The sequence below is a fragment of the Candidatus Rhodobacter oscarellae genome (genome assembly GCF_001078595.1).
Taxonomy (GTDB): Bacteria; Pseudomonadota; Alphaproteobacteria; order Rhodobacterales; family Rhodobacteraceae; genus Rhodobacter_B; species Rhodobacter_B oscarellae.
Genome location: NZ_LFTY01000002.1, coordinates 557,947 through 581,131 on the forward strand (window position 1 = coordinate 557,947; position 23,185 = coordinate 581,131).

Annotated in this window: 25 protein-coding genes; 10 read left to right on the plus strand and 15 right to left on the minus strand. The window is 65.0% G+C overall.

The window, feature by feature from the left end; genetic code table 11:
* The first annotated feature begins 76 nt into the window (after positions 1-76).
* On the plus strand, positions 77-388 hold the full coding sequence (locus tag AIOL_RS26445; RefSeq protein ID WP_449240103.1) for a DUF7742 family protein: 312 nt from the start codon (positions 77-79) through the stop codon (positions 386-388).
* Here the strand turns inward: AIOL_RS26445 and AIOL_RS07730 are convergent.
* Positions 330-668 (minus strand): TraR/DksA family transcriptional regulator, encoded by a 339-nt coding sequence (locus AIOL_RS07730; RefSeq protein ID WP_049642454.1) that lies wholly within the window; start codon positions 666-668, stop codon positions 330-332. The two genes, AIOL_RS26445 and AIOL_RS07730, sit on opposite strands and share 59 nt — an antisense overlap.
* An 86-nt stretch (positions 669-754) precedes the next feature.
* Here AIOL_RS07730 and cysE point away from each other — a divergent pair, with 86 nt between their 5' ends.
* Entirely contained in the window at positions 755-1,576 is an 822-nt protein-coding gene (cysE, locus tag AIOL_RS07735; RefSeq protein WP_049642455.1) for a serine O-acetyltransferase, read from the plus strand.
* Between the two features lie 5 nt (positions 1,577-1,581).
* Here the strand turns inward: cysE and AIOL_RS07740 are convergent, their stop codons facing one another.
* The 6 genes from AIOL_RS07740 to AIOL_RS07765 form a co-directional block, all read right to left on the minus strand.
* Entirely contained in the window at positions 1,582-2,067 is a 486-nt protein-coding gene (locus AIOL_RS07740) for a cupin domain-containing protein (protein ID WP_049642456.1), read from the minus strand.
* A gap of 131 nt (positions 2,068-2,198) precedes the next feature.
* Entirely contained in the window at positions 2,199-3,506 is a 1,308-nt protein-coding gene (locus tag AIOL_RS07745) for a pyruvate dehydrogenase complex dihydrolipoamide acetyltransferase (protein WP_049642457.1), read from the minus strand.
* Position 3,507: 1 nt separating this feature from the next.
* Positions 3,508-3,768 (minus strand): hypothetical protein, encoded by a 261-nt coding sequence (locus AIOL_RS07750; RefSeq protein ID WP_049642458.1) that lies wholly within the window; start codon positions 3,766-3,768, stop codon positions 3,508-3,510.
* Positions 3,769-3,775: 7 nt separating this feature from the next.
* Positions 3,776-5,155 carry a pyruvate dehydrogenase complex E1 component subunit beta gene (locus tag AIOL_RS07755; protein ID WP_049642459.1) on the minus strand — a complete coding sequence of 460 codons (1,380 nt, stop codon included), beginning with the start codon at positions 5,153-5,155 and terminating at the stop codon, positions 3,776-3,778.
* Complete coding sequence (pdhA, locus tag AIOL_RS07760) at positions 5,155-6,153, minus strand: pyruvate dehydrogenase (acetyl-transferring) E1 component subunit alpha (RefSeq protein ID WP_049645321.1); 999 nt, start codon at positions 6,151-6,153, stop codon at positions 5,155-5,157. Before pdhA ends, AIOL_RS07755 begins: the two co-directional genes overlap by 1 nt.
* A gap of 180 nt (positions 6,154-6,333) precedes the next feature.
* Positions 6,334-6,816 (minus strand): YbaK/EbsC family protein, encoded by a 483-nt coding sequence (locus AIOL_RS07765; RefSeq protein ID WP_049642460.1) that lies wholly within the window; start codon positions 6,814-6,816, stop codon positions 6,334-6,336.
* A gap of 78 nt (positions 6,817-6,894) precedes the next feature.
* Between AIOL_RS07765 and AIOL_RS07770 the strand changes: the two genes are divergently transcribed.
* From AIOL_RS07770 to AIOL_RS07795, 6 genes are all read left to right on the plus strand, one after another.
* Positions 6,895-9,675, plus strand: coding sequence for a bifunctional [glutamine synthetase] adenylyltransferase/[glutamine synthetase]-adenylyl-L-tyrosine phosphorylase (locus AIOL_RS07770; protein ID WP_049645322.1), 2,781 nt, complete (start codon positions 6,895-6,897; stop codon positions 9,673-9,675).
* A gap of 30 nt (positions 9,676-9,705) precedes the next feature.
* Positions 9,706-9,972 (plus strand): hypothetical protein, encoded by a 267-nt coding sequence (locus AIOL_RS07775; protein WP_049642461.1) that lies wholly within the window; start codon positions 9,706-9,708, stop codon positions 9,970-9,972.
* Between the two features lie 117 nt (positions 9,973-10,089).
* Complete coding sequence (locus AIOL_RS07780) at positions 10,090-10,524, plus strand: CBS domain-containing protein (RefSeq protein ID WP_049642462.1); 435 nt, start codon at positions 10,090-10,092, stop codon at positions 10,522-10,524.
* A gap of 249 nt (positions 10,525-10,773) precedes the next feature.
* Positions 10,774-11,259: a pantetheine-phosphate adenylyltransferase gene (gene coaD / locus AIOL_RS07785; protein ID WP_049642463.1), complete on the plus strand. Its 486-nt coding sequence runs from the start codon at positions 10,774-10,776 to the stop codon at positions 11,257-11,259.
* 6 nt (positions 11,260-11,265) lie between these two features.
* A complete protein-coding gene (locus AIOL_RS07790; RefSeq protein WP_152912425.1) occupies positions 11,266-12,042 on the plus strand; it encodes an alpha/beta hydrolase in 777 nt (258 codons plus the stop codon).
* Between the two features lie 94 nt (positions 12,043-12,136).
* The gene (locus tag AIOL_RS07795) at positions 12,137-12,424 is read left to right on the plus strand and encodes an SH3 domain-containing protein (protein ID WP_049642465.1); all 288 of its coding nucleotides are present in this window, start codon (positions 12,137-12,139) and stop codon (positions 12,422-12,424) included.
* A 120-nt stretch (positions 12,425-12,544) separates the two neighbouring features.
* Here the strand turns inward: AIOL_RS07795 and gap (AIOL_RS07800) are convergent, their stop codons facing one another.
* The 4 genes from gap (AIOL_RS07800) to tkt form a co-directional block, all read right to left on the minus strand.
* The gene (gene gap, locus AIOL_RS07800) at positions 12,545-13,549 is read right to left on the minus strand and encodes a type I glyceraldehyde-3-phosphate dehydrogenase (protein ID WP_049642466.1); all 1,005 of its coding nucleotides are present in this window, start codon (positions 13,547-13,549) and stop codon (positions 12,545-12,547) included.
* A gap of 107 nt (positions 13,550-13,656) precedes the next feature.
* Entirely contained in the window at positions 13,657-13,800 is a 144-nt protein-coding gene (locus AIOL_RS25700; protein WP_049642467.1) for a hypothetical protein, read from the minus strand.
* Positions 13,801-14,463: 663 nt separating this feature from the next.
* Positions 14,464-15,465, minus strand: coding sequence for a type I glyceraldehyde-3-phosphate dehydrogenase (gene gap / locus AIOL_RS07810; protein WP_049642468.1), 1,002 nt, complete (start codon positions 15,463-15,465; stop codon positions 14,464-14,466).
* 329 nt (positions 15,466-15,794) lie between these two features.
* Complete coding sequence (gene tkt / locus AIOL_RS07815) at positions 15,795-17,816, minus strand: transketolase (RefSeq protein WP_049642469.1); 2,022 nt, start codon at positions 17,814-17,816, stop codon at positions 15,795-15,797.
* 231 nt (positions 17,817-18,047) lie between these two features.
* On the opposite strand from tkt, the gene AIOL_RS07820 reads away from it, so the two are divergent.
* Positions 18,048-18,554 (plus strand): hypothetical protein, encoded by a 507-nt coding sequence (locus AIOL_RS07820; protein WP_049642470.1) that lies wholly within the window; start codon positions 18,048-18,050, stop codon positions 18,552-18,554.
* A complete protein-coding gene (locus AIOL_RS07825; RefSeq protein ID WP_049642471.1) occupies positions 18,547-18,948 on the plus strand; it encodes a cell division protein ZapA in 402 nt (133 codons plus the stop codon). Before AIOL_RS07820 ends, AIOL_RS07825 begins: the two co-directional genes overlap by 8 nt.
* 203 nt (positions 18,949-19,151) lie before the next feature.
* Here AIOL_RS07825 and grxD read toward each other — a convergent pair whose 3' ends face one another.
* The 4 genes from grxD to AIOL_RS07845 form a co-directional block, all read right to left on the minus strand.
* Entirely contained in the window at positions 19,152-19,511 is a 360-nt protein-coding gene (grxD, locus tag AIOL_RS07830) for a Grx4 family monothiol glutaredoxin (protein WP_049642472.1), read from the minus strand.
* A gap of 330 nt (positions 19,512-19,841) precedes the next feature.
* The gene (locus AIOL_RS07835; RefSeq protein WP_049642473.1) at positions 19,842-20,594 is read right to left on the minus strand and encodes an HpcH/HpaI aldolase family protein; all 753 of its coding nucleotides are present in this window, start codon (positions 20,592-20,594) and stop codon (positions 19,842-19,844) included.
* A gap of 63 nt (positions 20,595-20,657) precedes the next feature.
* A complete protein-coding gene (locus AIOL_RS07840) occupies positions 20,658-22,196 on the minus strand; it encodes a trimethylamine methyltransferase family protein (RefSeq protein ID WP_049642474.1) in 1,539 nt (512 codons plus the stop codon).
* 239 nt (positions 22,197-22,435) lie between these two features.
* Positions 22,436-23,122 carry a hypothetical protein gene (locus tag AIOL_RS07845; protein ID WP_049642475.1) on the minus strand — a complete coding sequence of 229 codons (687 nt, stop codon included), beginning with the start codon at positions 23,120-23,122 and terminating at the stop codon, positions 22,436-22,438.
* Positions 23,123-23,185: the final 63 nt, after the last annotated feature.

The window sequence follows — 23,185 nt, forward strand, 5'->3', positions numbered from 1 at the left end:
ATGGGACATGGGTGGGACCCGCGGGGTCCATCTTGCCCTCTAACGCCTTGAACTGGAACGCATTATGCGCCCGGTGATGCATGGGGATATCGTGGCCGCAGCTCGTGTGCTTTACGATGCTCCGCAGGCGGCGCGACCGTTGATCTTGGACCGGTTGCTCAGCCAGGCGGAGCGTGCGGATATTTATCGCCGTTCAGAGGGCGCAATCCATCCGTTTTGGGGCGACGGCTCGCTTATGGCGGTGGCGCTGCGCAAGCGACCGCCGCCGGAGCCCCCGCTGGAGGATACCGAATATTGCGCGTGCCTCGCGCAGGTTTTCGACGCGCTGGTCAACCGCGTGCGCAAGTCACGCAGGTTGGGACTGTTGGGTCGAGCGCAAGGCGCTTGAGCGGGATATCCTCGCCGCATTCGGCGCAATACCCGTATTCGCCGTCATCCATGCGCGCCAGAGCCGAGGCGACCCGAGATTTCTGCTGATCGCGGCGCGCCTGTGTCGCCTTGGACATGGCCTGCGATTGCAGCGCGTCCATCCGGCTCAATCGCCCAACGGATTGCTGGTCAAGCTCGACGGTTTTCTGACCCGCGCTGCCGAGCGCGTCCCCGGCGTCAATCTCGGCCAGGATATCCAATAGAGATGCACGAAGTTCAGCCAGCGCAATATCGTCCATCACGAAAAATCATCCCCCCGGCATATTGTTATTCCGATGCGGCACCTATGTGATATATATGAGAACCCGTATCGGAGGATAGTTCGATGGCTGAGACTCGCAAGAAGATGGCGGCGGTTGATCCCGTTTGGAGCCGGATCCGGCTTGAGGCGGAGGAGGCCATAGGGAAAGAACCGCTTTTGGGTGCCGTTCTGCATGCCTCGGTGTTGCACCATGACACGCTAGAGCGTGCGTTGGCCTACCGGTTGGCGCAAAAGCTGGCCTCGGCTGAGGTCTCCGAGCAACTCCTGCGCGAGATGGCCGACGCGGCCTATATCGCCGACCCGGCGATCGGCGCCTCCGTGCGCGCCGACATCGTGGCGACCTTTGATCGCGACCCCGCCTGCCATCGGTTCCTGCAACCTCTGCTTTATTTCAAGGGCTTCCAAGCGATCCAGGCCTACCGCGTCGCCAATTGGTACTGGCGCGAGGAGCGCAAAGATATGGCCTATTTCCTGCAGATGCGCTGCAGCGAGGTCTTTGGCGTCGACATCCACCCCGCGGCCAAGATCGGCCAGGGCATAATGATCGACCACGCGCATTCCATTGTGATCGGCGAGACGGCCGTTGTCGGTGACAATGTCTCGATGCTGCACTCGGTCACCTTGGGCGGGACCGGCAAAGAGGAAGAGGACCGGCATCCAAAGATCGGCTGCGGCGTGCTGATCGGTGCCGGCGCTAAGGTGCTGGGCAATATCAAGATCGGCAATTGCAGCCGCATCGCGGCGGGCTCGGTCGTGCTGCACGAGGTGCCGCCGATGAAGACGGTGGCCGGCGTGCCGGCCAAAATCGTGGGCGAGGCGGGGTGCGACCAGCCCTCGGTCACGATGGATCAGCTGTTGAACGCCACCGGCGGCGACGCGGCCTAGGAGGGCTACGTTTTCACCCCGAAGGGGCGATCGATCACGCGCTTGTCCACCATGTTCCATGTCAGATCGCGGTTGCGAAACAGCCGCTTTCCGGCGCGCGGGTAGTCGGACACGTCGTGGTCCTTGCGCTGGCTGATGGCGATGCAGCGGAATGGCTTATCGGAATCGTTCTTGAGGGAATGCGCGAGGCCGCTTTTGCGACAGCCCATAAAGTCGCCGGGCTTGAGCTGATACACGTCCGCGCCGACGCGGGCGGTCGCCTCGCCTTCTAACACGAACAGGCACTCCTCTTCATGGTGGTGCACGTGATGCTCGGTGCTTTCATGGCCTGGAAGGACCTCAACCAACTGAAATCCGATCTCACTAAGCCCGGTTAAAGCTCCGACGTCGCGCTCTTTACGGCGCGCATTTGGGTTCAGGAAATGAACGCGTGTCTGAGGCGGCATCGCCGCGATTTCCTTGGCGGTGACGATGTAGGTGTCTTTACTCATCCTGCTCAGTCGCCCTCTTAACTTGGCACGTGAGGTCGACTAGCCCATCTAGCGTGAGGATTCGGTTAAGTCGTGGCTGATTTTCCAGGCAACCGCCGCGGAAGTGCTCCGCGACGGCAATTTTGAGAATGCTAGGCCAACATCGCGACCGGGTTCTCAAGGTTCTCCTTGATCGCAGTCAGGAACTCGGCCCCAAGCGCGCCGTCGATGACCCGGTGGTCCACGCTGAGCGTCACGCTCATCACCGTGGCCACGGTCAGCTCGCCATCTTCGCCCACGACCGGCTTCTTGGCGCCCGCGCCGACCGCCAGGATCGAGCCATGCGGCGGGTTGATCACCGCGTCAAAATTCTCAATCCCGAACATGCCGAGGTTGGAGATCGCAAAGCTGCCGCCCTGGTATTCATGCGGCGCAAGCTTGCGGTCGCGCGCCCGACCGGCGAGGTCCTTCATCTCCGCCGACAGCGCGGAGAGCGACTTCATATGCGCGTCCTTGAGCACGGGCGTGAACAGCCCGCCCTCGATGGCCACGGCCACGGCCACGTCCGAGGGCTTCAGCTGCAGCATCCTGTCACCCGCCCAAACGGCGTTTGCCGCGGGCACCTGCTGCAGCGCAATCGCGCAGGCCTTGATGATGAAGTCGTTCACCGAGAGCTTCACGCCGCGCGCCTCAAGCTGCTTGTTGAGCTGGCCGCGGAACTTCAACAGCGCGTCCAGGTGGATGTCGCGGCGCAGGTAGAAATGCGGGATGGTCTGCTTGGCCTCGCCCAAGCGCGCGGCGATGGTCTTGCGCATCCCGTCGAGCTGGATCTCTTCAAAGTCGCGGTCGGCATACATCTTCAGCACAACATCCGTCGACGGCCCGGTGGGTGCGGCGGCAGGCGTAGGCGTGCTGGCCGCGGGGGCGGCGGCGGGCGCCGCTGCAGGCTGCGCGGTCGCGCTTTCCACGTCCGCCTTGACGATGCGTCCGCGCGGGCCAGAGCCCTTGATCTGCGCCAGATCCAAGCCCTTATCCGCCGCGATGCGCCGCGCCAAAGGCGAGGCGAAAATGCGGTTGCCATCGGCGGCGACCGGCGCCGCAGGGGCGGGTGCGGTTTGGGCGGGCGGCTCATCCGCCTTGGCGGGCGTTTTCGCCACATCTGCCGAGGAGGGCCCGGACGGGCTCGAGGAGGCGCTGGCCACATCATCAGCACTCTCGCCCTCTTCTCCGATCACGGCGATGGGGGTGTTCACCTTCACGCCCTCGCTGCCCTCGGGGATCAGGATCTTGAGCACCACGCCCTCGTCCACGGCCTCGAACTCCATCGTGGCCTTGTCGGTCTCGATCTCGGCCATCAGGTCACCGCTTCCTACGGTGTCGCCCTCTTTGACGAGCCATTTCGCGAGCGTGCCTTCCTCCATTGTCGGAGAGAGCGCGGGCATCAGGATTTCCGTGGGCATCTTAGTGCTCCTCGATCAGCGTGATTTCGTTGAACGGCGCCTTGGGGCGCCCCTGGCCGCGCGCGAGCATCGCGATGGCGGCCTCTATCTTGTCCTTGTTCCGGGCGATCCAGACATAGGCGTCCTGGTGGCTGGGGCGGCCGCCGATACCGAGGAAGGCCGGGGCGTGCCGTTCCGGCACCAGCCCCGTGACGTTGTGGCCGTCCACGTCGACGACCACTCGGTAGCATTCGGTCGCGATATCTCTGCCTTGGATCTCCATGGCGCCCTCAGCGATAGGTGACCTGTTTGACGGCGGCGATCACCTCGTCGGTGGTCACAAGCGCCAGCTTTTCCAGGTTTGCCGCGTAGGGCATGGGCACGTCCTTGCCGGTGCAGTTGATCACCGGGGCGTCCAGGTAGTCAAAGGCGTTCTCCATGATATAGGCCGACAGGTGGTTGCCGATGGAGCCCACGGGGAAGCCTTCCTCGATGGTCACGCAGCGGTTGGTCTTCATCACCGAGTTCAGGATCGTGCCGTAATCCAGCGGGCGCAGGGTGCGCAGGTCGATCACCTCCGCCGAGATGCCGTCCTCGGCCAGCCTGTCGGCGGCCTCAAGCGCGTATTGCATCCCGATGCCAAAACTCACCAGGGTCACGTCCGAGCCCTCGCGCCAGATGCGCGCCTTGCCGAAGGGGATCGTGTAGTCGATCTGCGGCACGTCAAAGCTGCGCCCGTAAAGGATCTCGTTCTCGAGGAAGATCACCGGGTTGGGGTCGCGGATCGCGGCCTTGAGCAGGCCCTTGGCGTCGGCGGCGGAGTAGGGCATCGCCACCTTCAGGCCGGGGATGGCCGAGTACCAGGCGGCGTAGTCCTGGCTGTGCTGCGCGCCCACCCGGGCGGCGGCGCCGTTGGGGCCGCGGAACACCATCGGCGCGCCCATCTGCCCGCCGGACATGTAAAGCGTCTTCGCCGCGGAGTTGATGATCTGGTCGATCGCCTGCATGGCGAAGTTGAAAGTCATGAACTCGACGATGGGCTTGAGCCCCGCGAAGGCCGCACCGGTGCCGATGCCCGCGAAACCATGCTCGGTGATCGGCGTGTCGATCACGCGCTTGTCGCCGAACTCGTCCAAGAGCCCCTGGGTGACCTTGTAGGCGCCCTGATACTCGGCGACCTCCTCGCCCATGACGAAGACATCCGCGTCGGCGCGCATCTCTTCGGCCATGGCGTCGCGCAGGGCCTCGCGCACGGTGGTGGGCTTCAGCGCGGCGTCGGCAGGGTAGTCTGGGGTGACGTCCACCGAGGGCACGGCGACCTGCGCCGGGGCGAGGGGGGCGGCCTCCTCGGCGGCCCCTTGCGGGGACACCTCCTCGGCCGCGGCGGCGACGGGCGCCGCCGGTTGCGCCACATCACCAGCGCTTTCGCCTTCCTCGCCGATCACCGCGATGGGGGTGTTCACCTTCACGCCCTCGCTGCCCTCGGGCACTAGGATCTTGAGCAGGATGCCTTCGTCCACGGCCTCGAACTCCATCGTGGCCTTGTCGGTTTCAATCTCTGCGATGATGTCGCCGGAGTTGACGCTGTCGCCCTCTTTGGCGACCCATTTCGCGAGCGTGCCCTCCTCCATCGTGGGGGACAGCGCGGGCATCAAGAGTTCGGTTGCCATTACACAGCCTCCGCGTAGATATCGGTGTAGAGCTCGTCCAGCGCGGGCTCGGGGCTTTCCTTGGAGAACTCCGCCGCCTCGTTAACGACGGCCTTGATGTCCTTGTCGATGGCCTTGAGGTCGTCCTCGGTGGCGTGGTTGCCGGTCAGCAGCATCTGGCGCACGCCCTCGATCGGGTCGCGCTCTTCGCGCATTTTCTGCACCTCCTCGCGGGTGCGGTACTTGGCCGGGTCGGACATCGAGTGGCCGCGGTAGCGGTAGGTCATGACCTCTAGGATATACGGCCCCTTGCCGGCGCGGCAATGCGCGGTGGCTTTCTCACCGGCGGCCTTGACGGCCAGCACGTCCATGCCGTCGACGCTTTCGCCGGGGATGCCGAAGGCCTCGCCGCGGGTGTAGATCGCGGGCGAGGAGGTCGAGCGCTTCTGCGCGGTGCCCATGGCGTATTGGTTGTTTTCGATCACGAAGACCACCGGCAGCTTCCACAGCGCGGCCATGTTGAAGGTCTCGTAGACCTGGCCCTGGTTGGCCGAGCCGTCGCCGAAATAGGTGAAGCTAACATTGTCGTTGCCGCGGTACTTGTTGGCGAAGGCCAGCCCTGCGCCCAGGGGCACCTGCGCGCCGACGATCCCGTGCCCGCCATAGAACTCCTTTTCCTTGGAGAACATGTGCATCGAGCCGCCCTTGCCCTTGGAATAGCCGCCCTCGCGCCCGGTCAGCTCGGCCATCACGCCGTTGGGATCCATGCCGCAGGCAAGCATGTGCCCGTGGTCGCGGTAAGAGGTGATGCGCTGATCGCCCTCCTGTGACGTGGCCTCGAGCCCCACCACAACGGCCTCTTGCCCGATATAAAGGTGGCAGAAGCCGCCGATCAGGCCCATGCCATAGAGCTGGCCGGCTTTTTCTTCGAAGCGGCGTATCAAGAGCATCTCTCGGTAATACCCGAGCAGCTCGTCCTTTGACACGTTGGGGGATTTTGCGGGCTTTTTGGCGGCCATCTGGGGCATCTCCTCCTGCTGTCCCATGAAAGTAGTTTAATGTTAAACTACCTAATAGCGCAGTATGGCCGGCAAAGCGATAAAATTTTGGTTAAGATCGCGCCTAGCAGCTATGCAACTGGCGAATATCAAGCGCCGCGCCCGCGTGGCACGCCTGCGCCACGCGCCAGATCGCCAGGCTTATGCCTTTGATGCAGAGATGAAATCCGCCGCCTGCGCCCCTGAAAGCCGCATTAGCTCGACGGGTGAAATCGGGAAGATATGCCTTGGCGTGCCCGCCGCCGCATAGACCGTGGCGAACTCGGAAAGGCGCGCGTCCCAGAAGGCGCGGATGGGGTTTAGGTGCCCAATCGGGGCCACGCCCCCAATGGCAAAGCCGGTTTGGGTGCGAATCAATCCCGCATCCGCCTTGCCCAGCGGCTCGCCCGCCGCGGCGCTGGCCTTGGCGGCGTCCACCTGGTTACCGCCGGCGGTGACAAAGAGGATCGCCTGGCCGCTCTCCAGCCCAGCAAAGATGATCGACTTGGCGATCTGGTCGATCTCGCAGCCCGCGGCCGCGGCGGCATCGGCGGCGGTGCGGGTGCCATCGGCCATCTCGACGATCTCGGCCGCGACACCGGCGGTCTCTAGCGCGGCGCGCACACGTTTCAGACTTTTGCTCATGGCGCCAGATCTGCGGCAATCATCGCGCGACCGCAAGCCCCCTTGACCGCGCCCATCGCGACCCGCAACGCTGTGGCCATGAGTTTTGCCGCCCGTATGACCCGCAGCCCCGAGCCCTATGACGCCGAGCTAGGGCAAAGCACCGCCGCCCGTTTCGCCGACCAGCCCGCTGAACTGCGGGGGCTGATCGCCGGGACCGCCGGGTGCAGCCCCTATCTGAAGGGGCTGATCGAGCGGAACGCGGACTGGCTGGAGGCGGCGCTCGACAGCGGTCCCGAGGCGGCGTTCGAGGCCGTCCTGGCCGGGCTGGATGAGGTCGCGCCCGAGGCCATGGAGCAAGGGCTGCGGCAGGCAAAGGCGCGCTCGGCATTGCTGATCGCCCTGGCGGATTTGGCGGGGATCTGGTCGCTGGAGCAGTGCACCGGCGCGCTCTCGCGGCTGGCGGACCACTGCGTGGCGCGCGCGCTGGAGACCACCGTGGCGGCCGAGATCCGAAAGCGGGCACTGCCGGAGACTGACCGCCCTGCAGGCGGCGCGGTGGCGCTGGCGATGGGCAAGATGGGGGCGGGTGAGCTGAATTACTCGTCCGACATCGACCTGATCATGCTGTTTGACGGCGATCTTTACCGCGACAGCTACGAGGAGGCCCGCGCGGCCCTGGTCCGGGCGACGCGGCGCATGGCGCGGATGCTCTCGGCGATCACCCAGGACGGCTATGTCTTCCGCACTGATCTGCGCCTGCGGCCCGACGCGGCGGTGACGCCGGTCTGCCTGTCGATGGACGCCGCGGAGGCCTATTACGAGAGCGTGGGGCGCACCTGGGAGCGCGCGGCCTATATCAAGGCGCGGGCCGCGGCGGGCGATGTCGCGGGCGGCGAAACCTTCCTGAAACGGCTCACCCCCTTCATCTGGCGCAAGCATCTGGACTTTGCGGCGATCCAGGACGCCCATGACATGCGGCTCAAGATCCGGGCGCATAAGGGGCTCTTCGGGCCGATCAAGCTGCCGGGCCATGACATGAAGCTGGGGCGCGGCGGGATCCGTGAGATCGAGTTCTTCACTCAGACGCGGCAGCTGATTGCGGGCGGGCGCGATCCGGCGCTGCGCGTGCGCGGCACCGTGGCGGGGTTGGCGGTGCTGGCCGAGCGCGGCTGGATCGACGCGGGCTTGTCAACGCAGCTGACGGCGGCCTACCGGGCGCATCGCGAGGTCGAGCACCGTTTGCAGATGACCGCCGACGCGCAGACCCATGCCTTGCCGGGGGACGCCAAGGGCTTTGACCGGCTGGCGGCGTTCATGGGCGAGGGCGCCGATACGCTGAGGCGGGACTTGGTGGAGCGGTTGGAGATGGTGCATGCGCAGACCGAGGGGTTCTTTGCGCCGGGCCAGCCCGGGCCGCAGGGGCAGGGGGCGGCTACAGACGTGCCGGATGCCGCGCAAAGCGTGGTCGAGCGCTGGTACAGCTACCCGGCGCTGCGCTCGGCCCGGGCGGTGGAGATCTTTGAGCGGCTAAAGCCCGACCTGCTGGCCCGGCTGACACATGGCGGCGGCTCGGATGCGCTGGAGCATTTCGACCTGTTCCTGGCCGGTTTGCCCGCGGGCGTGCAGGTCTTCTCGCTCTTCGAGGCGAACCCGCAGCTTATCGACCTGATCGCGGATATCGTCACCACCGCGCCCGCGCTGGCGCGCTATCTGGGGCGCAACGCGCAGGTCTTTGACGCGGTGATCGGGGGCGATTTCTTTGCGCCCTGGCCCGGGGTTTCGGGTCTATTGGAGGATCTTGTCGCGCGGCTGCAGGACGGCGATTACGAACGCCAGCTGGACGCCGCGCGGCGCTGGCACAAGGAGTGGCACTTCCGCGTCGGCGTGCATCACCTGCGCGGGGTCGCGGATGCGCGCCAGACCGGGCAGCACTATGCCGAGCTGGCCCAGGCGGTGCTGCGCGCGCTCTGGCCGGTGGTGGTGGCAGAGTTCGCCCGCAAGCACGGGTCCCCGCCCGGCGCGGGCGCTGTCGTGCTGGGCATGGGGTCGCTGGGCGCGGCCCAGCTTGCTGCGACCTCTGATCTGGACCTGATCGTGATCTACGATGCGGCGGGGGTTGAGGCCTCTGACGGGCCGCGCAGCCTGGCCGCGCGGGCCTATTACGCCCGGCTGACCCAGGCCTTCGTCACGGCGCTTTCGGCGCAGACCGCCGAGGGCGCGCTATATGAGGTGGACATGCGGCTGCGCCCCTCGGGGCGGCAGGGGCCCGTGGCCACGGCGGTCACCGCATTCGAGAGCTATCAGCGCGACGAGGCCTGGACCTGGGAGCATCTGGCGCTGACGCGCGCCCGCGCGGTTGCGGGATCCGAGGCGCTTGGCGCGCGGGTTGAGGCCTTCCGCCGCGGGCTTTTGGCGGCGCCGCGCAAGCCTGCGAAGATCTGCGCGGATGTTGCCGAGATGCGCGGGCGGCTCGCCGAGGCGACGGGAGCGTCTGGTGCCTGGGAGGTCAAGCGCGGCGCCGGGCGATTGCAGGATATCGAGCTCTTGGGGCAAGCGGCCGCGCTCTTGGCGGGGGACCCGGCGCGGACCACGGCACAGCAGTTGGCGCTGCTGGAACGGTTGGGCTGGGCCTCGCCGGCGGAGGTGGCCGAGCTGCGCGCCAGCCATGGCTGGCTTTGGGCCTTGCAGGCGGCAGGTCGCCTTTTGACCGGCGATGCGCCGGATTTAGACGCGCTTGGCGATCAGGGACGGGGTTTTGTGCTGGCACAGGCCGCGTGGGAGGACGCCCCCGCGCTGCAAGGAGAAATCGCCCGCGTGGCCGATCGCCTGGCGGCGTTGGTCACACGCAGCCTTGAGCATCCGCCTAAGGCGGGTTAACGCGCCGCCGGAGGCAGGGAGAAGAGGCAAATGGAACTCGACCGCATCGACAAGACGCAGCTCATCAAAGAGAGCTATCGGATCGAGGGCATCTCGGCCGAGGAATGCCGCACGATCTTTGTCGACTGGGCGCTGAAACTGCCCGCCGACATCGTGCCTCAGGAAGCCATTGCGGTGCTCTACGAGGCCTATGCCGCTGCCGCGCCGGACCATCCGATGAGCCAGGTGCTTAAAGACGGCATGGTGGCCCCGACGGCGCCCAAGCGCCGCGGCGGGCGGCGCGGGCGCGTGAACTAGGACTTGCTGACGAAATACGGCGCAGAATTGTGCCCCTGCACCAGCGCGCTTGACATAATGTCGCACCCTGGGCGAGGCTGACCCTTATGGGGTTCATGATTGTTTTGGAGGCAAGCCATGCTCGTGCATCAAATTCTAAAGGGTAAACCCGACGATGGGGTTGTCACAATCTCGCCTAGCATGAAGGTCCAGGAAGCCGCTGAGCTTTTGTCGAGCCGCAAGATCGGCGCCGTGATCGTCTCGGAGGACGGCAAGATGGCGCTGGGGATCCTGTCAGAGCGCGACATCGTGCGCGAGCTGGGGCGGCGCGGCACGGCCTGCCTCCGCGACGAGGTCTCGGACATGATGACCACAGAGCTGGTGTTCTGCGCCCGCGACGACACCGCGGACGCCGTGATGAGCAAGATGACCGAGGGGCGGTTCCGCCATATGCCGGTGCAGGAGGCCGGGCTGATGATCGGCCTGATCTCTATCGGGGACGTGGTCAAGGCGCGGCTCAGCGAGCTGTCGATGGAGAAGGACGCGCTGCAGGGCATGATCATGGGGCATTAGCTTTTGCTCGGCGGCAGGTGATCCAAATGGGTGCTTCCGCACGCTCTTTTTTAAGTTGGGCTTGCGGCGACGCCCAACGGCATCGTCATGCCCGCCTTGCGGTGGCGCAGCCCGTATTTTTGGCCAAGAAGAACCAGGGACCTTTGGCAAAAGCGACGCGCGGTTCTGCGCGGACCGGTCAGATCGCCGCGGGGTCTTGCATCCTGCCGCGCAATATTGTTGCGTGCACCCAGACAAGGAGGACCGCCCATGCGCACCGGGCTATACGCTGGCACGTTCGATCCCATCACCCTGGGGCATCTCGACATCATCAGCCGGGGCTGCCTGCTGGTCGACCGCCTGGTAATCGGCGTGGCCATCAACCGCGACAAGGGGCCGTTGTTTGACCTCGACGAGCGCGTCGCCATGGTCGAGGCCGAATGCGCCAAGCTGGAGGTGCCCGCTGAGATCGTCGTGCACCCGTTCGAGAACCTGCTGATCGATTGCGCCCGCGATGTGGGCGCCAGCGTGATCGTGCGCGGGCTGCGCGCGGTTGCCGATTTTGAGTACGAGTTCCAGATGGTCGGCATGAACCGCGCCATGGATGCCAGCATCGAGACCGTGTTCCTGATGGCGGAGGCCAAATATCAGGCCATCGCCTCTAAGCTGGTCAAGGAGATCGCACGGTTGGATGGCGACGTGACAAAATTCGTCACCCCGGGCGTGAACAGCGCGTTGATGGGCAAGCTGAGCTAGGTGGCCATGGCCGCGCTGAAGGGCATAGTGCTGGCGGCGCTGGGGCTCTACATGGCCTATGCCGCGCTGATGATCTGGCTGCATCCGCGGTTCATTTACCCCTTCTCGCAGCAGCCCTTTGCGCATGCCGGCTATACGCGCCATGACCTTTCGGACGGGCCGGTGGTTTACGCCCATGACGCCGGGACCGGCGCGCCGCTGGTGGTCTACATCATGGGCAATGCCGGGTCGCTGGAACTGTTCGTGGCGATGCTCGACCATCACCGCGCGGCGGGGCGCAGCGTTGTGGCGATGGGCTTTCGCGGCGGCGGCGGGCTGCCGGGCGCGCCCTCTGAGCCCGTACTGAAGGCGGATGCGCTGGCGGCGTTCGATGCCGCCCCTGGGCTGGTGGCCGATCCCGGCGCGGTGATCGTGCAGGGCTATTCGCTGGGCACCGGGCTGGCGCTGCATGTGGCCGCGCGGCGCGCGGTCGATGGCCTGATCCTGTCCGCCCCCTACGCCAAGCTGTGCCGTTTGATGGCGCAGGCCAGCTATCTGCCCGCCTGTCTGCTGCCGGGGGTGCAGAAGTGGAACAGCCAGGAGGATGCGCAAAACATCCGAGCGCCGTCACTGGTGCTGCATGGCGGTGCTGATCGCCTTATTCCGACTGCCGAAGGGGAGCTCTTGGCCTCTTTCCTGCCAAGCCAAAGCCGCTTTGTGAGAATCGATGGCGCGGGTCACACCGACCTGATGCGCTTTCCCAGCTATCTAGTCGAAATAGATGAATTCGCCGAAGGTCTATAACGCTTTGCCTCCATTTGGGTTAGAATGCTTAGCACCGCGCCAAGATTATCTGTTCCTAGCGGAAAAAATTGTCACCTGATCGGGAGAGAATTTTATGCAGTTCAAAGCAATTTTCGTCGCCGCACTCATATCAGCGTCCCCGGCTTGGGCGACCTTCTATTGCCAGGTGAAAGAGGGCGGGACGGAGCTCATGGAAGAGCCATCGGCCATGTCCGAGGCGCTGCTCGCGCTGCCATGTGGCACAGTGGTCTCTCTGTTTGACGAGGATGGCGACACGAAGGGGGCCTGGGTCCGGGTCGCCTTTGATAATATCGACGCAGGAAGATGGGGCGCCGGTCTAGAAGGGTGGGTGCTTAGAGACAGATTGGAGATCTGCGGCTGAGCCCTATGGCGCCCATCCTTTGACCCGGGATGCGGGGTAAAGGCTGGGCGCGCGCGACCTGCTGATCCTGTGGGCGCACCGCGTTAAGCGGTGCACCAGGCTCTTGGCAATGCTCTGTCGTTAGATCAGCTTGCCCATCGCCACCGCCGTGTCGGACATCCGGTTCGAGAAGCCCCACTCGTTGTCGTACCAGGTCAGGATGCGGCACATGGTGCCCTCCATGACCTTGGTCTGGTCGGTGGCGAAGATCGACGAATGCGGGTCGTGGTTGAAGTCCTGGCTGACGAGTTTCTCGTCGGTGACGCCCAGGATCCCCTGCAGCGGGCCAGAAGCGGCCGCGGCGCGCATCGCGTCGTTGATTTCTGCAACCGAGGTCGCGCGGCCGGCCTCGAAGGTCAGGTCCACCACCGAGACATTCGGCGTGGGCACGCGGATCGACACCCCGTCGAGCTTGCCGTTCAGCTCCGGCAGCACCAGCCCCACGGCCTTGGCCGCGCCGGTGGAGGTGGGGATCATCGACATCGCCGCCGCGCGGGCGCGGTAGAGGTCCTTGTGCAGCGTGTCCAGCGTCGGCTGGTCGCCGGTATAGCTGTGCACCGTGGTCATCAGCCCCTTGGCGAGGCCCACCGTGTCGTTCAGCACCTTGGCCACCGGGGCCAGGCAGTTCGTGGTGCAGGACGCGTTCGAGACCACCAGGTCGTCCGCGGTCAGCGTGCCATCGTTCACGCCAAACACGATGGTCTTATCAGCGTCCTTGCCCGGCGCCGAGATCAGCACCCGGCTAGAGCCGTTCGCGAGATGCGGCTGGCAGGCCTCCTTGGAGGTGAAGATGCCGGTGCATTCCAGCGCCACGTCCACATCCGACCAAGGCAGGTCGGCAGGGTTGCGGATCGCAGTGACCCGCATGGGGCCGCGGCCGGCGTCGATCGTGCTCTCGGTGGTGGTCACCGTGGCCGGGAAGCGGCCATGCACGCTGTCATATTTCAGCAGATGCGCGTTGGTCTCTACCGGGCCGAGGTCGTTGATCGCGACGACCTCGATATCGGTGCGGCCGGATTCGATGATCGCGCGCAGAACGTTGCGGCCAATGCGGCCAAATCCGTTGATGGCAACTTTGACGGCCATGTTGCTGTCCTACCTGAGATTGTGGATGTTGGCGCTAACATCGCTATTGGGCAGCGAAAGTCAACCGGATTAGCCCGCAAATCTCGCAAGATTGATGGCCGATCCGGTCACCGCCAGAACGCGATGTAGTCGATGAGGTCCAAGAGTTTCCTGCCCAGGAACACCAGCGTCTCGCCGCCGGTCAGGTACATATCCAAGCCGACCAGTCCGATAATCGTAAGACCAAGGATGATTGCGATTGTGTTGGTCAAGTTTTGCTCGTCATTTTTGTCGCGGGCTCCACGGCCAGCTTGTTGATTTGTGCTCTTTTTACTGCAAAGCGCCGCGCTGTGACAGTGCCTGGGACGGATCGCGCGCAAAAAACCGGTCTCCGTGGCCCGAGGGGCGCTGCCAATTTGGCGGGTACCTCAGGGTGAAATGCATATTTAACTTCTTCTTTTCCGGTACTTGTCGCATCTTTCGGTTTAGATAACATTTGAAGTGAAAGATTTTAGGCGACCTGAGATTCGAGGCCTGACGGCTTACCTTTCTGTCAGGTTGGGGGGGATTTTCCCTGGAATCAGCATGGCCCCTGCGGACGCCCTTGGACGTTTGGGCAACTAGCGTAGCGATTAAGGCGGGGTCAGATTTTGGCCGCGCGATCGGTTGCAAGCTGCGCATCGAAATGCACATTCCGGGCGGTGCAACCGGCCCGTCTATCGCGAAACAGCCGGAAAGTTCCGACGACGGGTGGCCCAAAGCTGGGTCGCAGAGCCGTCGCGCCTGGTAGCCCGTCGCGGGGCGGCGGCGAGGCCGCGATCAGATCGTATTTAAGCCGCGTGCCGGCCTGGATGACGGAGCGGAGATAGACGCGTGCAAAATCAAAAGGCCCGGTCGCGATGCCGGGCCCTCTGCGCAGATTGATGCGGCGCGCGTCAGTGCAGCTGTTGCCCCATCAGCGCGGCCACATCCGCCATCCGGCAGCTAAAGCCCCATTCGTTGTCATACCAGGCCAGGACGCGGACCGTGCGCCCGCCGACAACCTTGGTCTGCTCGGGAGCGAAGATCGAGCTATGCGGCGTGTGATTGAAGTCGATGGAGACCTTGGGCTCGGGGTCATAGCTGAGCACGGCGCCCATATGGCCGGCCGCGGCCTCGGCGACGGCCGCGTTCACATCCGCCTCGGTGACGTCCTTGGAGGCCTCGAAGGTCAGATCAACGGCCGAGACATTCGGCGTGGGCACGCGCATGGCGGTGCCGTCCAGCTTGCCGCGCAGGTTCGGCAGCACCTCTCCCAGCGCCTTAGCGGCGCCGGTGGAGGTGGGGATCATCGCCATGGCGGCGGCGCGGGCGCGGTAGAGGTCATTGTGGCGGCGGTCCAGCGCCGGCTGGTCGCCGGTATAGCTGTGGATCGTGGTCATGATGCCGCGCTCGATGCCGATGGCCTCGTCCAGCACCTTCGCCAGCGGTGCCAGGCAGTTGGTGGTGCAGGAGCCATTGGAGATCATGCGCTCCTCGGCCAGCATGTCGCGGTGGTTCACGCCATAGACCACGGTGCGGTCCACGTTCTTGGCCGGTGCTGAGATCAGCACCTTCTTGGCGCCGCGGTCGAGGTGGGTGTTCGCCTTCAGCCCGTCATTGAACTTGCCGGTGCATTCCAGGACGATGTCGCAGCCCTCCCAGTCAAGCTCGTCCATCTCATAGGTGGAGAAGACCTTGATCGGGCCGCGGCCCAGATCCATCTGGTCGCCCTCGGTGGTCACGGTGCCGGGGAAGCGGCCATGGATGCTGTCATAGCGCAGCAGATGCGCGTTGGTCTCGATGGGGCCGGTGGCGTTGATCTTGACGACCTGGACGTCATTGCGCGCCGCCTCGTGGATATGCGCCAACGTCGCGCGCCCGATGCGGCCAAAGCCGTTGATACCCAAAGTAACCATGGTCTCACCCCTTGCTGCCTCGCGGCCCGATTAACAGGGGAAGCGAGTCGGCCCAAGGGCAAAAACGGCGCATTTCCGGGGTGTTAGCGTAAACATTCCAGGTTTGCGCTAACAGTCCTCTGTTGCCAAAAGGAATGCCTGCGGCATGCAGGTTTGACGAGCGTCCTCGCCGACAAGCGGCTGCGGGCGCTCGGGGATGGGCGCTCGGTGACGCGAAACCGCAATGTCCGGATTGGGCGCGCGGGCGGGATTGCGTATTTGTGGACAAGGTGAAGGAAGGAGCGCGTCCTTCCCATTTCACCTTGTTCTAAATACGCAAATCCGAGAGCCTAAAGCCCGAGCAGGTCCTTGACCTTTTGCGCTGCCGCCTCTGCGGTGATGCCGAACTGCTGGTAAAGCTCCTCCTGCGGCGCCGAGGCCCCGAACGAGGACATGCCCACAAAGCCCGCCTTGGCCTCGCGGCCCCGCTCGCCCATCAGCCAGCGATCCCAGCCCTGGCGCATGCCCGCCTCGATGGCCACCCGCACCGGCCCGCCGGGCAGCACGCGGCGGCGGTAGGTCTCGGGCTGCTGCTCGAAGAGCTCCCAGCACGGCATCGAGACCACGCGGGTGCCGATGCCTTCGGCCTGCAGCATGTCCCGCGCGGCCATCGCCAGCGAGACCTCTGAGCCGGTGGCCATCAGAATGGCCTGGCGCTTGCCCTCGGCCTCGGCCAGCACGTAAGCGCCCTGGGCGGTGAGGTTCTTGGTCTTATGCTCGGTGCGCACGGTGGGCAGCCCCTGGCGGGTCAGCGACAGCGTGGTCGGCGTGGTGGAGGTCGACAGCGCGATCTCCCAGGCCTCGGCGGTCTCGACCGCATCGGCGGGGCGGATCACCTGCATGTTCGGCGTGGCGCGCAGCATGGCGAGCTGCTCGACCGGCTGGTGGGTGGGGCCGTCCTCGCCCAGGCCAATGGAATCATGCGTGTAGACATAGACCGGCGCGATCCCCATCAGCGCCGCCAGCCGCATCGCGGGGCGGGCGTAATCGGTGAAGACCATGAAGGTGCCGCCATAGGGCTTCACCCCGCCATGCAGCGCCATGCCGTTCATCGCCGCGGCCATGCCGTGCTCGCGCACGCCGTAATGGATGTAGCGGCCCTTGCGGTTCTCGGTGTCATGCACGCCCATATCCGGCGTCTTGGTGTTGTTGGAGCCCGTCAGGTCCGCCGAGCCGCCCACGGTCTCGGGCATGATGGGGTTGATCACCTGCAGCGCCTTCTCGGAGGCCGCACGAGTGGCAAGCTTGGGCGCGGTCTCGGACATCTCGGCCTTGAAGCGCTTGATCGTTGCCGAGAGCTTCTTGGGCGCCTCACCGGATTGCTCGCGAGTGAACTGCGCCTGGCGGTTGCTGGAAAGGTTGGCAAAGCGCTCCTCCCAGGCCACGCGTGCGCCGACGCCGCGTGCGCCGATTTCTTCCCATTGCGCCTTGATATCGGCGGGGATCTCGAACGGGCCGCCCTCCCAGCCGTAGAGCGCCTTGGTCTCGATGATCTGGTCGGGGTTGGTCAGCGCGCCATGGCCCTTGGAGGTGTCCTGCGCGGCGTGGCCCAGGGCGATATGGGTCTTGCAGGCGATCATCGAGGGGCGGTGGGCCTTCTTGGCGGCCTCGATCGCGGCGTCGATGGCCTCTGGATCGTGCCCGTCGATCTCTTGCACATGCCAGCCCGAGGCCTCGAAGCGCTTGGACTGGTTGGTGATGTCCGACATGTCGACGGTTCCGTCGATGGTGATGTTGTTGTTGTCCCAGAACACGATCAGCCGCTCTAGCTTTTGGCGCCCCGCCAGGGCGATGGCCTCCTGGCTGACGCCCTCCATCAAGCAGCCGTCGCCGGCGATCACATAGGTGTGGTGGTCCACGACCTTCTTGCCGTAGCGCGCGCGCAGGATCTCCTCGGCGAGCGCGAAGCCCACGGCGTTGGCGATGCCCTGGCCCAGCGGGCCGGTGGTGGTCTCGACGCCCTTGGCGTGGCCGTATTCGGGATGCCCTGCGGTGATCGCGCCCCATTGGCGGAAGTTCTTCACCTGGTCGAGCGTCATGTCCTCGTAGCCGCAAAGATGCAGCAGGCTGTAGATCAGCATCGAGCCATGCCCCGCCGACAGGATGAACCGGTCGCGGTCGGCCCAATCCGGCGCGGTGGCGTCGAATTTCAGGTGCTTCTCGAACAAAACCGTCGCCACGTCGGCCATGCCCATCGGCATGCCCGTATGGCCGGAATTGGCGGCCGCGACCGCGTCCATCGCCAGCGTGCGGATCGCCGCGGCCTTCATCCAATGATCGGGGTGCTGGGCTTTGAGATCAGAGATTTCCACGGCGCGCAGGTCCTCATCTAAGGGGTCAATTAGGCGTTCGCGGTCTTACCCGCGCCCGCAGGCCTGATAGCAGCGTCAGGCGGAAGATCAAGCGGGCCCGCTAAACCCTTGCGTAAAAAGGGGGGCATTTCCCGCCGCCCTTGTCTAAAATCGGCGAAAGTCTCAGGCTTGACGTGATTCGAGCGCTGGGCCGGGCGGGAACGAGCCGGGCGATGAGCCCAGGAGGGGTGAATGAGCGATATCACAGAGCTTGAGCGGCGGATCACCGCCGCGCTGGATCGTATCGGCACGCAGGTGGACCAGTTGAAGGCCGGGGCTGCCGGGCCCGATCCCGCCGCGTTGGAAGAGGCGCTGGAGGCCGAGAAGGTCGCCAACGCGCAGCTTGAGGAGCGCGTGAAGTCGCTGCGAGAGCAGAACGAGGCGCAGCTCAACGAGCTTGAGCGCAGCGCTGCCGAGCGCGTCGCAGAGGCGGAGGCCGAGCGCGACAAGCTGCGCGGCGAGCTGCAAGAGGCCAAGGCGCAAAACCGCAGCCTGAACCAGGCCACGCAAAAGCTGCAGGCCAGCCTGCAGGCGCTGAGCGCAGCCAGCGCCAACGGCGTCGAGCCGCATATGCTGAACCAGGCCATGATGTCCGAACTGGAGGCGCTGCGTGCCGTCCGGACGGCGGATGTGGCCGAGATGGACGACATCCTGGGCGCGATGAAGCCCCTGCTGACGGAGGCCGCGAACGATGCCTGATGTGATGATCTCAATCGGGGGGCGCGAGTTCTCCGTGGCCTGTCAGGACGGCGAGGAGCACTTCCTGCATTCCGCAGCGGCGCTGCTGGACAAAGAGGCCTCGGCGCTAACGGCGCAAATCGGCGGCCTGCCAGAGGCGCGCATGCTTTTGATGTCCGGGCTGTTGCTGGCTGACAAGACCGCCGGTGCCGACGACCAGCTAAAGGCCGCGAATGAGAGGATCGAGGCGCTTGAGGCCGAGGTCGCGCAGCTCAAGAGCGCGGGCGGCGCCGGGCCGGAGCGCATCGAAGTGCCGGTGGAGGTCATCCCAGACAGCGTCACCGACACGATGGCCGAGCTGGCCGCGCGGGCCGAGGCGCTGGCGGCAGAGGTCGAAGAGAAGGCGGCGAGCTAAAGCGGGCGCGCTCATCCGCGAGCGCCTTGATTGCCTCTCGAGACTTCTGGCCCGCGCGCACAGCCATGACGATCAGCGCGGTGCCTGCCATTGAGGCGATCACCAATACAACAACGACAAGAATTTCCATGGGGCAAAGTCCTTGGTAATGAAAAAGGGCAGCCGAAGCTGCCCCGTAACTTTAACCGCTGGATTTGCACCCATTAAGCGTTCGCCTCGCGGATTTTGTCCGCCGCTTCCTTGTCATAGGCCACGCCGTTGGTCTCAAACATGGTGTCCAGCTCGCCCGAAAGCGTCATCTCGGTGATGATGTCGCAGCCGCCCACGAACTCGCCCTTGATGTAGAGCTGCGGGATGGTGGGCCAGTCCGAGAAGTCCTTGATGCCCTGGCGGATCTCGTCATTCTCCAGAACGTTTACGTCCTGGTAGTCGATGCCCATGTAGTTCAGCACGCCCGCCACGCGAGAAGAGAAGCCGCATTGCGGCATGGTCTTGGTGCCCTTCATGAAAAGCACCACGTCGTTGGCTTCCACGGTGGACTGGATTTGCTCTTGGGCGGACATCGGGTTCACTCCATCTGGCGCGGGTTGGTCGCGCGGGTCGCGGTATATGTATTTTCGGATGCTGGCCGAGACAAGGGGCTAGCGGCGTTTAAGGGGTTTGGGGGGCGTTGCTAAGCGCGCTGGTCTGGCCCCCAGCAAGTCTTGGCGCGTCACAATTTTCTTGCAAGAAAATTGCGAAACTCTTCCAAGAGTTTCGTCGGCGCGCCCCGAACTGTTGCTCTATGCGCGCCCTCTTATCGGCCCGCGGGCCGGACTTTCCTTTGAAGGAAAGTGCAAATCTCTTGCAAGAGATTTGGCGCGCCCAAAAGGCGTTCCGGGTCAAGACCGCCCCTAACTCTCGGCCCAACCCGCCATCTGCTGCGTCGCGGCCCTCAGCCACAGGATGTCGAAACCTGCGATCAATCGGTAGCCACGCTCGAATAGCGCCTTCGCCTGCCCCTGCTGCAGCGCCACCCCGCCCAGCGGGATCCCAGCGGCCTTGGCCGCCGCCTCGGCCTTGGCAATCGCGGCGACGAACGCGGGATGTTCAAACTGGCCGGAGACACCCAGTTCGGTCGACAGATCGAACGGCGCGGGCACGATCATATCGATCCCCGGCACGGCACAGATCGCCTCGACATTGTCGATCGCTTCGCGCGTCTCGATGGTCAACACGCAGACGAGACGGTCCTGCATCGTTTCGCGGTAGCTCATCAAGTCGGTGCCCCAGCGCGACTGCGCGATGAAGGGGCCAAAGCCGCGCGTGCCGTCAGGGGGATAGCGCAGGCTGGCCACGGCCTTGGCGGCGTCCTGGGCGTCTCGGATCAGCGGAAACACAATGCCCTCCGCCCCAAGATCCAGCACGCGCTTGACCTGTGCGGGGTCGTTCTCGGTGATCCGCACCAGCGGGGCGCAGTCCGTGCCGGCGGTGGCGGCGATCATCGCATGCGCGCTGCCATAGTCGACGGCGCCATGCTCCATATCGATCACCACCAGGTCCGCGCCCGCCGCGGCGAGGGCCTGGGTCACTGTGGCAGAGGGGATCGTGCAGAGATGCCCGGTCAATCGCGCGTCCTGCGCGAGCTTCTGCTTCAGACCTGCCATGCCAAACCTCCACTGAACCAATGGCTCGCAGGATAGGCCGGCGGCTGGCCGTCACAAGGAAAATCAGCGCGGCAGGTGGATGTTGAACCGCGCGCGAATGTCCTGGTCCACGCTGGGCTCAAAGGCCACGGGCGAGGGCTGGGACAGGATGGCCTCTTTCTTGGCGATGGCATTGGCGATGAGATCTGGCTTGCCCATCTCGTCCCATTCCTTGGGGCTCATGCGGTTGCCGAGGCTGGGGTAGACGTGGTCGCGCTCCATCCGGGCCATGGTCTGGCCCGTGCCCAGGTAATGCCCCGGCCCGCCTAGGCAGACCTCCCGCATCTGGTCCAGCGCCAGCGTCTCGTCATCCACCTCGATCCCGCGCACGCAGCGCATCGCCTGGCCGATCAGGTCGTCGCTCAGGATCAGGCTCTCGTGGCAGAAGCCCAGCAGCGAGGCATGCATCCCGGCGGCCTCGTAGACCATGTTCAACCCCGCCAGCCCAGTCATGACGTTCGAGCACATCTGCTCCCACCCGGCCTGCATGTCCGGCAGCTTGCTGTCGCAGGCGCCGCCCGCGGCGCCGCCGGGGATACCGTAGAACTGGTGCATCTGCGCGCAGCCTGAGCTGAGCAAGGCCTGCTCGCCAGAGCCCACGCACATCGCGCCGGTGCGCAGATCCAGCCCGAAGGGCCAGGTGCCAAAGATCGCCGGATGCCCCGGCTTGACCGCGTTCACATAGACCACGCCCGCCAGGCATTCCGCCACCGCCTGGGTGATCGCCCCGGCCACGGTCGAGGGCGCCGTGGCGCCCGCCATGCCCGCGGACAGTAACAGCACCGGCATGCCGCCGCGGATGCAGTTCTCCATCACCTGGCAAGCCTCGGTCGCGAATTTCAACGGCGGCACCACGAAGCAGTTGGTGTTGGACATGAAAGGCCGCGCGCGCCAGGCGTCCTCGCCCCCGGCGATCATATGCAAGAGCTCCAGCCCCGACAGCGCGAAATCCGGCTCGCTAAAGGACATGCCGATATGCTTGGTCGTCCCAGCGCAGCAGGCGTAGATCGAGTTCAGGTCCATCTCGCGGTTGTCTTCGATATCGCGGCACACCATGGGGCGCTGCAGGAAGTGCACGTTATCCAGCTGCTGCACTATGCGGGCGGCGTCATGCAGGTCCTGCACGGTGGAGTGGCGGTAGTTGCGCCCATCCACGTCGACCATGTTCACCGCGGCACCGGCGGTGCCGTAATGCACTCGCGCCCCGCCCAGCTCCAGATCATGCCGCGGGTCGCGCCCGTGCAGGGTGAAGGATTTGCAGGCCAGGGCCAGGCTGTCCTCGACCAGCGCGGGAGAGAAGCGGATGCGGCCGTCATCGCCCTGCACAGCGCCCGCCTTGGTGAGGATTTCGACGCCGCTGGGGGGCGCGTCGGCGAGGCCGATGGTCTCTAGCGCCTCAAGGGCTGCGTGGTGGATCTTTTGCACATCCGCATCGGTCAGCGGCCTGTAGCGCCCGCCGGGCATGCCCGCACGGATGGGGCGGTCAGCTGCGGCGAGGGGGGCTGCGCGGGCGGCGCGACGCGCGGCGCGGCCTCCGGAGCGGCGAGGGGATTGGTCATTCATGGGGCGGGCTCTTTGAAACTGGAACTGGGAAAGGCAACGGGCGGCGGTCCGCTGGTCCGCTAGGGGCGCCCCCGCGCCGCGCGGCCCCGATCGGCGCCGATGGTGCGGCTCACCAGGGCGATCTTCCAGTTGTTGTTTGGCCAAGTGCTCATGAATTGAGCATGCCAGAGCAAGTTTTCCACATTCTTACCCGAATGCGTCAGCCTGTTCTATTTGCGACATTCGCGTTTGGAGCGGGCCTATTTTGCCGGGGCGTATGTGTCGAGGAGCGCCTGGCACTCGGCGCCGGTCGCATCTCCGCCGCCATTGCCAATGCCCCAGACAAATGCGCCCGCCTGGGGTGGCGACTGGTTTAGGAACCCATAGTGTTGCTGATCTTTGACCGCGATCCCGGCGGCAAGCGGCGCCCCGGAGCCGCTATAGGCGTCCTCCCACCCCGTTTGGAAGGCCTCGGTCCAAGTGCCGTTGTAAAGCAGCGGCACCAAAGCATCGACCTCACTTTCGGCCAGATTGGCGCGGTCCATTTCAACGACGCTTGCAAAACATGCAACAAAGCAGAGGTAGCCCTGCGATTTCGCGTGGGCGATAAAGGCCTGCAATTGCGCAAAGTCGATGCTCGGTTCCTCGCCGTCGGCGGTCTCCAGGTCCAGCACGATGCCGCAATAAGCGTCCCCCAAGACGCCCTGGAGCGCGTTTCCGCTGGAGTAGGTTTCAAAGAAGGGCGCCCAATTGTTCTGTTCGCCGCCGCTCCACATCCCGCCGACGTTCAGCATCACAGCGTTGGCGCTTGGCAACGCCACAGGGGTCACGCGGGACATGTCCAGCACCGTGTCGGGCCGCGCGGTCATACGAATAAGGTAGGTGTCGGCGTCGATCCCGGTGAAATCCCCGCTCCAGCCGACCCAAATTCCATTAAAAACAGCCATAACGCGTGCTCCATTCAGGCCGCCATCGTATCATGATCGAGGCGGGACAGGGGCCGACGTGAC

Excerpts from the sequence above, each read along its gene's own strand:
- AIOL_RS07740 (WP_049642456.1), bottom strand. The coding sequence starts at position 2,067 with ATGAGTAAAGACACCTACATCGTCACCGCCAAGGAAATCGCGGCGATG.
- AIOL_RS07845 (WP_049642475.1), bottom strand. The coding sequence starts at position 23,122 with ATGGCTGTTTTTAATGGAATTTGGGTCGGCTGGAGCGGGGATTTCACC.
- AIOL_RS07790 (WP_152912425.1), top strand. The coding sequence starts at position 11,266 with ATGGCCGCGCTGAAGGGCATAGTGCTGGCGGCGCTGGGGCTCTACATG.
- gap (WP_049642466.1), bottom strand. The coding sequence starts at position 13,549 with ATGGCCGTCAAAGTTGCCATCAACGGATTTGGCCGCATTGGCCGCAAC.
- AIOL_RS07840 (WP_049642474.1), bottom strand. The coding sequence starts at position 22,196 with ATGAATGACCAATCCCCTCGCCGCTCCGGAGGCCGCGCCGCGCGTCGC.
- AIOL_RS07765 (WP_049642460.1), bottom strand. The coding sequence starts at position 6,816 with ATGAGCAAAAGTCTGAAACGTGTGCGCGCCGCGCTAGAGACCGCCGGT.
- AIOL_RS07825 (WP_049642471.1), top strand. The coding sequence starts at position 18,547 with ATGCCTGATGTGATGATCTCAATCGGGGGGCGCGAGTTCTCCGTGGCC.
- gap (WP_049642468.1), bottom strand. The coding sequence starts at position 15,465 with ATGGTTACTTTGGGTATCAACGGCTTTGGCCGCATCGGGCGCGCGACG.
- cysE (WP_049642455.1), top strand. The coding sequence starts at position 755 with ATGGCTGAGACTCGCAAGAAGATGGCGGCGGTTGATCCCGTTTGGAGC.
- AIOL_RS07820 (WP_049642470.1), top strand. The coding sequence starts at position 18,048 with ATGAGCGATATCACAGAGCTTGAGCGGCGGATCACCGCCGCGCTGGAT.
- AIOL_RS07745 (WP_049642457.1), bottom strand. The coding sequence starts at position 3,506 with ATGCCCACGGAAATCCTGATGCCCGCGCTCTCTCCGACAATGGAGGAA.
- AIOL_RS07795 (WP_049642465.1), top strand. The coding sequence starts at position 12,137 with ATGCAGTTCAAAGCAATTTTCGTCGCCGCACTCATATCAGCGTCCCCG.
- AIOL_RS07835 (WP_049642473.1), bottom strand. The coding sequence starts at position 20,594 with ATGGCAGGTCTGAAGCAGAAGCTCGCGCAGGACGCGCGATTGACCGGG.
- AIOL_RS26445 (WP_449240103.1), top strand. The coding sequence starts at position 77 with ATGCATGGGGATATCGTGGCCGCAGCTCGTGTGCTTTACGATGCTCCG.
- AIOL_RS07755 (WP_049642459.1), bottom strand. The coding sequence starts at position 5,155 with ATGGCAACCGAACTCTTGATGCCCGCGCTGTCCCCCACGATGGAGGAG.
- AIOL_RS07770 (WP_049645322.1), top strand. The coding sequence starts at position 6,895 with ATGAGTTTTGCCGCCCGTATGACCCGCAGCCCCGAGCCCTATGACGCC.
- pdhA (WP_049645321.1), bottom strand. The coding sequence starts at position 6,153 with ATGGCCGCCAAAAAGCCCGCAAAATCCCCCAACGTGTCAAAGGACGAG.
- coaD (WP_049642463.1), top strand. The coding sequence starts at position 10,774 with ATGCGCACCGGGCTATACGCTGGCACGTTCGATCCCATCACCCTGGGG.
- AIOL_RS07750 (WP_049642458.1), bottom strand. The coding sequence starts at position 3,768 with ATGGAGATCCAAGGCAGAGATATCGCGACCGAATGCTACCGAGTGGTC.
- AIOL_RS07780 (WP_049642462.1), top strand. The coding sequence starts at position 10,090 with ATGCTCGTGCATCAAATTCTAAAGGGTAAACCCGACGATGGGGTTGTC.
- AIOL_RS07730 (WP_049642454.1), bottom strand. The coding sequence starts at position 668 with ATGGACGATATTGCGCTGGCTGAACTTCGTGCATCTCTATTGGATATC.
- grxD (WP_049642472.1), bottom strand. The coding sequence starts at position 19,511 with ATGTCCGCCCAAGAGCAAATCCAGTCCACCGTGGAAGCCAACGACGTG.
- AIOL_RS07775 (WP_049642461.1), top strand. The coding sequence starts at position 9,706 with ATGGAACTCGACCGCATCGACAAGACGCAGCTCATCAAAGAGAGCTAT.